The 7,851-nt window shown below is 59.5% G+C and carries 7 protein-coding genes; 4 read left to right on the top strand and 3 right to left on the bottom strand.

Annotation, left to right across the window (positions count from 1 at the left end; genetic code table 11):
• From mutS to VN887_20920, 4 genes are all read left to right on the top strand, one after another.
• Positions 1-1,183, top strand: a 1,183-nt coding sequence (gene mutS / locus VN887_20935) for a DNA mismatch repair protein MutS (protein ID HXT42486.1), incomplete at its 5' end; no start/stop codon positions are given.
• 178 nt (positions 1,184-1,361) lie between these two features.
• A complete protein-coding gene (locus VN887_20930; GenBank protein ID HXT42485.1) occupies positions 1,362-2,279 on the top strand; it encodes a hypothetical protein in 918 nt (305 codons plus the stop codon).
• Positions 2,280-2,438: 159 nt separating this feature from the next.
• Positions 2,439-3,632 carry a 3-dehydroquinate synthase gene (locus tag VN887_20925; protein ID HXT42484.1) on the top strand — a complete coding sequence of 398 codons (1,194 nt, stop codon included), beginning with the start codon at positions 2,439-2,441 and terminating at the stop codon, positions 3,630-3,632.
• A gap of 106 nt (positions 3,633-3,738) precedes the next feature.
• Positions 3,739-5,178 carry an alkaline phosphatase family protein gene (locus tag VN887_20920; protein HXT42483.1) on the top strand — a complete coding sequence of 480 codons (1,440 nt, stop codon included), beginning with the start codon at positions 3,739-3,741 and terminating at the stop codon, positions 5,176-5,178.
• A gap of 26 nt (positions 5,179-5,204) precedes the next feature.
• On the opposite strand, the gene VN887_20915 is transcribed toward VN887_20920, so the two are convergent.
• From VN887_20915 to VN887_20905, 3 genes are all read right to left on the bottom strand, one after another.
• Positions 5,205-6,062, bottom strand: a complete 858-nt coding sequence (locus VN887_20915) for a HEAT repeat domain-containing protein (protein HXT42482.1) — start codon at positions 6,060-6,062, stop codon at positions 5,205-5,207.
• A 40-nt stretch (positions 6,063-6,102) separates the two neighbouring features.
• Complete coding sequence (locus VN887_20910) at positions 6,103-7,458, bottom strand: PQQ-binding-like beta-propeller repeat protein (protein HXT42481.1); 1,356 nt, start codon at positions 7,456-7,458, stop codon at positions 6,103-6,105.
• Positions 7,459-7,556: 98 nt separating this feature from the next.
• Positions 7,557-7,851 (bottom strand): iron-containing alcohol dehydrogenase (locus VN887_20905; protein HXT42480.1); only part of this gene is annotated, 295 nt, incomplete at its 5' end.

Here is a 7,851-nt window from a genome sequence, read left to right as displayed (position 1 = left end):
GTTCAACTCCGTCTTCGGCTATTACATCGAAGTGACGAACGCGAACCTCGACAAAGTCCCCGCGCATTACGTCCGCAAGCAGACCATCGCGAACGGTGAGCGGTTCATCACGCCGGAATTGAAGGAAATGGAAGGGAAGATACTTGGCGCCGAGGAACGGAGCGTGAAACTCGAATACGAACTCTTCCTTCGCGTGCGTGAGGCGGTCATTGGCCGGCTGGCCGCGATTCAACAAACCGCTTCTGCGCTCGCGCAACTCGACGTGCTTGCGGCGTTCGCCGAGACCGCGCGATTGTTCAACTATGGCCGTCCGCAAATTGCCGACGAAGGCGTGTTGAAAATCCGCGACGGGCGCCATCCAGTGCTGGACCAGGCGCTGACCGAGGAGCGCTTCGTGCCGAATGACACCGCCCTTTCAGGCAGGGCGGGCGGTCCTCTGCCCGCCCCCGAAGCCGGACCCGTATCCGGGCCGGGCGTGGAGGACGGCGCCGTTTGCCCCCAGATCATGCTCATCACCGGGCCGAACATGGCGGGCAAGAGCACCTACATCCGGCAGGTGGCATTGCTGGCGTTGCTCGCGCACACCGGCTCCTTCGTTCCGGCCGCCTCGGCGCGCATTGACCTGGTGGACCGCATCTTTACGCGCATCGGCGCGAGTGACGACCTGTCCCGCGGACAGTCCACTTTCATGGTCGAGATGAGCGAGACGGCCAACATTTTGAACAATGCCACACCGCGCAGCCTGATCGTCCTCGACGAAATCGGGCGCGGGACGAGCACGTTTGACGGGCTCAGCCTCGCCTGGAGCATTGTCGAATACCTCCACAACCAGGCCGGGGCGAAGACGCTCTTCGCCACGCACTATCATGAACTGACCGAACTCGCCGCCCGCCTGCCGCGCCTGCGGAATTTCAACGTGGCCGTGCGAGAGTGGCACGACCAGATTGTTTTTCTGCGCAAAATCGTTCCGGGCGGCACGGACAAAAGTTATGGCATCCAGGTCGCCCGGCTGGCCGGCGTGCCGAAGGAGGTGTTGGAACGCGCGAAGGAAATCCTGCGCAACCTTGAAGAATCCGAACTCACACCTGAAGGCAATGTGCGGCAGCAGGCCCGTCATCGCGCCGAACGCGACAAACTGCAAAATCTCGGTCCTCCGCCGCAGCTGGATTTGTTTGGGGGATAAGCCATGAAAGCGGTACTCACGGCAATTGTTGGCTTCAGACAATCCACCACGTCGGGATTACGACGCGTTTCAAACATCAACGTGACAAAACACGGGCGTTCGCGTAGCTTCAATCCGTGTTGAAGCGCGGTTTGCCCATGTTCCTCAACATCTGATCCCCGGTCATCGCCCCACCATCATGCCCGAAAAAAACTTGGTCACCTTGACTGACTCCGATGGGGCAACGGCGGTTGTTGCGCCCGAACTCGGCGGCTGGCTGTTGCGCTACGCGCGCAAGACTCCGAAGCACGGCCCGGTGGAGGCGCTGCATTTTTCACAGGCGATTGTGGACCGTTATCCGCGCGAGATGCACGCGGGCATCCCCGTTCTGTTCCCACTGGTGAGCAACAACCGCGTCGGCGACAAGGAGCACCATTACGAGTGGAACGGCCGCGTTTTTGAAATGCCGCAGCACGGCTTCGCCCGCCGCTCGAAATGGTCGATCCGGGAACAATCCGCCTCGTCCATCACGATGGAGTTGACGGACAGCGACGCGACCCGCGCCAGTTACCCTTTCGCGTTCCGCTTCTGCCTGACCTACCGACTCGGGCAGGGCCGGCTCCATTGGGAGCAGGTGATCGAGAACCGGTCGGGAGAACCGATGCCGTTCAGCACCGGTGTTCACCCTTACTTCGCATTGCCGCTGACCGCAAAGAGCGAGCGGGATGCGTGCTTTGTTGAAATCCCGGAAGCCAAACGGCTGATGCCGGTCGGCAAATTCGAGCGTTTCACGGCGGAGCCGTTCCCGGCGCAAAACTGGAGCGTCGGCGAGGATGTCGCGGGCACCATGTTCCTGACCGATTTGAAAAAGCACGAGTTGATCCTGATCGATCCGGCCAGCGAACTGGAACTGGTGTTCAATTTCGAGGAGGCGCCGCAACACCGGTTCCTGGCCGTCTGGTCGAAAAGCACGAGTGAACCGTTCTACTGCCTTGAACCGTGGACGGCCCTGCCGAATTCATTTTCGCGCCAGAACAGGGACCACGAGCTGATTCTGCTCGACCCGCAAAAGACCTTTCGCGCGGCGATGTGGATGGAACTCCGGCCGATGGCGTGAATGGTGCCGGTTGATTTTATTATTCGTGAAAACGCGACCCGACCGGCCCCCGTCTGGCTGTTCGAGCAGAGGCGCAACCCCGTCGTCCAACACGCGTTTTTTTCACACTGCTCTTAAATAATTCTAGAAATCCATCGTCCAACATTCCACATTACGAAAATGTCCGTCATCGAACGCGCAATCTCCGTCGGCTACCGGCACCGAGTGTTGTTCACGCGGAACGTGTTTGATCCGGCCAATCCGGCGCTCAAAGATGTACTGGCCAACAGCGAGAACAAGACGCATCACAACGTTTTTATCGTGCTCGATGAGTCTCTGGCCCAGGCCAGGCCGCATCTGTCGCGCAACATCGAGAATTACTTCAACACGTTTTCCACGTCGCTCCGACTGGTCTGTCCGCCGTTCATCATCGAAGGCGGCGAGCGCACCAAGAACTCCTATTTTCACGTCTCGGAGATCCACTCGCACATTGACCGCTACCACATCGACCGCCATTCCTATGTCGTCGCCGTGGGCGGCGGCGCGATCCTCGACATGGTCGGTCTCGCGGCGGCGACAGCCCATCGCGGATGCCGGCACGTCCGCATTCCCACCACGACCTTGAGCCAGGCGGACTCGGGCGTGGGCGTTAAAAACGGCATCAACGCGTTCGGCAAAAAGAATTTCATCGGCACCTTTGCCCCGCCTTTCGCGGTCATCAATGATTTCGATCTGCTGGCATCGTTGTCACCGCGCGATAAACGGGCAGGTTACGTCGAGGCGGTAAAGGTCGCCTTAATTCGCGACCGGAACTTCTTTGAAGCCATTGAACGGGACGCGGCGCTCCTGCGTGATTTTGACTCCCCAGCAATGGAACGCCTTGTCCATCGCTGCGCGGAGCTGCACGTTGAGCACATCGCCACGTCGGGCGACCCGTTCGAGTTCGGTTCTGCCCGACCGCTCGATTTCGGCCACTGGGCCGCGCACAAGCTGGAACAGCTCTCGGAATACGCCATTCGTCACGGCGAAGCGGTGGCCATCGGCATCGCGCTCGACACGATCTACTCGCGCAAACTGGGCCACTTCGACGCCGGGTCTGCCGACCGTGTGCTGAGGCTTCTGGAGAAACTCGGCTTCGAGCTGTTCGCCAACGAATTGCTCAACGTGGACTCGGACGATAATTTGATGGTCCTGAAAGGGCTGGAGGAATTCCGCGAGCATCTCGGCGGCGAACTCACCATCACGCTGCTCAAAGCCATCGGCCGGGGTTTCGAGGCCCACGAAATGAACCTGCCGAAAGTCATCGAGGCCATTTACGAATTGCAGGCGCGCCACGCGCAGGAAACGAGCAAGATCGTTCCCGCCCGCGCCTGAGCCGAAGGATGTTGTCCCGTTGCTTTCGCGTCGATGGGACGCTCCCAAAATCCGTGTTCTTCCGGGCTCTTCTGTGATTGAATCTCTGTGTCGAGCCTGAATCCGGATGAAACGCACTGTCGTCATCAACGTTGTCGGCCTCACCGAATCGCTCATCGGCCCGCGCACGCCGAAGATCGCAGAGTTTTTGAAAAGCGGCGCCAGGGCGCACGTTGTTCCGACGTTTCCGGCAGTCACCTGCACCGCGCAATCAAATTACCTCACCGGCAACACGCCGGCGGAACACGGCATCGTCGCCAACGGCTGGTATGACCGTGAACTGGCCGAGGTCCAGTTCTGGAAACAATCCAATCATCTGGTGCGCTCGCGCAAAATCTGGGACGAACTGCGCGCACTCGACCCGAAGTTCACCTGCGCGAAGCTTTTCTGGTGGTATAACATGTATTCGAGCGCGGACTACTCGATCACACCACGTCCGATGTATCCCGCCGATGGCCGCAAGTTTTTCGACATTTACTCATGGCCATACTCAATCCGCACCGAAATCAAAAAAGATTTGGGCGAGTTTCCGTTTCCCTGCTTTTGGGGGCCGGCGGCCGGCGTCGATACACCCCAAGGCTCCGCCGACGCCGCGTCGCGCTGGATCGCGGAATCGGCCAAGTGGATCGAAAACAAATATCAACCAACGCTCAATCTCGTTTATCTTCCGCACCTTGATTACAATCTGCAGCGGCACGGTCCTCACGAGTCAGACGTGGCAGCCCGGACATCGCACCCTGCCAACCCCGCCATTCACCGCGACCTCCAGCAGATTGACGCCATCGTCGGCGATCTGATTTCCTTTTTTCAAAACCGCTCGGTCCAGGTCCTCCTCCTTTCCGAATACGGCATCACCAATGTGGATTCGCCGATTCATCTGAACCGGCTTTTCCGCGAGAAGGGCTGGCTTACGGTGAAGGACGAGCTTGGCCTGGAAATGCTCGATTGCGGCGCGAGCAAAGCCTTCGTCGTGGCGGACCACCAGGTCGCTCACATCTACCTCAACGATCACACGCTGGAGAAGGAAGTGATGGCGCTGCTCGAAAGCACACCCGGAGTGGCCGGCGTAATGGGCGAGCAGGGAAAGAAGGAAATGGGCATCGACCATCCGCGCGCCGGCGACCTGATCGCGGTTGCTTCCGAGCACGCCTGGTTCACCTACTATTACTGGCTCGACGACGCGAAGGCGCCGGACTTTGCGCGCTGCGTGGATATTCACCGCAAGCCCGGCTACGACCCGGTGGAATTGTTCCTCGACCCGAAGATTCCGGCGGTGAAACTGAAAATCCTCTGGCGCCTGCTCCAAAAAAAGCTCGGTTTCCGCATGTTGATGAATGTGATCCCGCTCGACGCCACCCTGGTCAAAGGTTCGCATGGCTGCCGGCCTGCAAATACTGCGGATTGGCCGGTGCTCATTTGCGAAGAACAATGGCTCCTTAGCAAGCCGCAGATTGAATCAACCGAGGTCTCCGCAATGATCCGTCGGGCCGTCGTGGACTCGCGCTGAACGAACACACATCTTCATCCCCACTACTATTTGGCCTTCGACTTTTCTTGGATCCTTTTAACGGCCTGATCCACGAATGGAGCTACCATCGAGTCAGCGCCTTCTTGCTCTTTCAACTTGCGCAAGGCAGGTAGCGCGGCTTCTGCGTCCTTGCCAAACATCTCCAATGCCACCGTGGCGCTGAGGCGCACGGCGGGCGACTTGTCACGCAGAGCCTGAATCAACGCCGGCACTGCTATAACAGGCTCTTGTGCCAGCTCACCCAATGCATTTACCGCATTTAATCGAACAGGATGGCTTTCGTCCGTCAGCGCCTTGATGAGTAGCGGGACAACGTTTCCGGCATCCCCACGCCAACGGCGCAGTCCCCCCACCGCTGCCATGCGAATCCTCGCGTTGGTGTGACTCAGTGCGTTCGCGAGTTCAGGAAGGGCATCTTGTCCGATGCCAGCCAACGCAATCGCCGCCTCATCCGCGCGATGGTTCTGAAAAATCAAATTGGCCAGTTCGGGAATCGCAGGCTTACCGTCCGCGCCAAGAGCGCGGAACGCATTAGCTGCCCGATGATTTCTTTTCCCGGGTGGGTCTGAACGCAAGTCGATGATCGGAACTTTGTCAGCCAGAGCACTCAGACTTTTTTGCCAAGCCGGCTCTTTATATTCCAGTTCCGCGAGTAGGATGGCCAGGCCGTTCGTTCCTATGGCTTTGATTGCAGTGATGGCATTTGTGTTTGCCGACTCGTAGCCGCCCTCGAATTCCATCAACCATGAACGAAGCGTCCTGCCGTGATAAGCCGGCTCGCGCGGCCTCAAGGCAAAAAACGACACGCCAGCCAGCAGCACAAACGCCAATATCGTCAGCCAGTTTTTCCGGGATTTCTTCACCGCTCAAAGCTGAACAGTTCAAATGCGGCTTGCATGGCCCTTATTGAGAAGCGGCCAGCGACACACAGACAATCTCCTTGTCGTTGCGCGCATAAACGCAGCGGTTGGCGAAGGCGGGATGCGACCAGACGACGGGCCGGCCCGGATCGGGGTTGGTCGGGTCGAGCAGATGCGCCCGGCTGATTTCCTCGTATTTCTCCGGCGTGAGTTTGGCGATGATGAGGTCGCCCTTTTCGTTGAACAGAAAGTAGCGGTCGCCGTTCTTCACGATGAACGCGTTGCCCCACCGCACTGATTTGCCGGTGGTCGGCTCGAACGTTTCCCAGATACGCTCGCCGGTGTCGGCCTTCAGACAACGGAATTGTCCATAGCTGCACGGTCCATAGATGTAGCCGTTCTCCAGGACCGGCGTGCTCATAACGCTGTGCAGGCCGTCGGTGTCCATTTCGCTGACCTTTTTGCTCTGCCAGACCAGCGGCGGCTTGTCGGAGTCCACTCGCAACATCAATGAACCGTTGTAGAAGGAAGTGAGGAAAAGCAGATTGCCGGCTTTGCGCGGGCTGGGGATGGTCATGCCTGAGCGCACCGGCGGCGTGAGCGGATAGGTCCAATAGATTTTGCCCGTGTCAGGATCGAGCGAGTTCACGGCCTCTGGATGCCAGATGATGAGCTGCCGTTTGCCGGCAAACTCGTAGATCATCGGCGGCGCGTAACCCGGTTCCTTCGCGTTGAGCGCGCGCCAGAGTTCCTGGCCGGTGTCCTTGTCGAAGACCACGGCGACACTGCCTTCCCCGCCGACGAGGCAGATCAGCTTCTTTCCGTCAATGAGCGGATGGCCGGCGAAACCCCACAGCGGCGTCTTCGTGCCGAAATCCTTTTTGAAATCACGGGACCACACCACGGAGCCTTTTTCCGCGTCGAGGCAAAGAAGATTCCCTTCAGCGCCGAGCGTATAGACTTTTCCGTCGTGAAACGTGGGCGTGACGCGCGGTCCGGATCCGTAACTCACGGAGTAGGCGCAATCGTACTCATACTTCCAAAGAATCCTGCCGTCGGCTTCGTCGAGGCACAGCACGCGTTCCGTGCCGGGGATTTCACCACGCGCAAACGGATCCGACGGATTGTGTGCTCCCTGGGCGAGCCGGCGGTCGGCGACATAAACGCGGCCTTTGGCAACGGCAGGGCCGGCGAACCCGCCGCCGACCGGCGCGCGCCAGCGGACTTTCGGCCCGGCCGCGGGAAATTCTCCGATGATACCGGTTTCGCGCCACACGCCGTCACGTTGCGGGCCGAGCCATTGCGGCCAGTCATCGGCGTGTGCGGACGAGATGGCGCAGACCAACAGACACGCGCGAAGAACGAGGCGTGCGATGGAAGACAGAAAAGGTGGTTTCATTTTCAATCGCTCGCGAGCAAAGCAGATGGCTGACACGTCGTCAACCGTGCGCGGGCGAACAATCGAATCACCGCCACTCCGTTTTGTTGTCTTGGCGGCTAAAACGCGCGTTCGAGGATTTCGTGCATCTCCTGGGACGTGAGTTGGATAGGATTCGCCTTCATGCTGCTGGCGTTCGCGGCTTTTCCGATCAACGCGGAGAAGTCGCCCGCCGCGATGCCATGGCGGCGAAGCGGCTGGATTTGCAAGTGCGCGCAAAGATGACCGATCCACGCGATGCCTTCGGCCGCACCGGCCCGCTCGCTTCCGGTGAGGAGCCTGGCAACCTCAACGTACCGGCGCACCGCCTCGTCCCGGGGATCGCGTTCGTGGAGCGCGATGAGATTGGCCTGC

Origin of the sequence: Candidatus Angelobacter sp. (genome assembly GCA_035607015.1) — a bacterium.
Classification (GTDB): Bacteria; Verrucomicrobiota; Verrucomicrobiia; order Limisphaerales; family AV2; genus AV2.
Note: the sequence above shows the minus strand (reverse complement) of the source record. Positions and strands in the feature narration are given on the sequence as shown.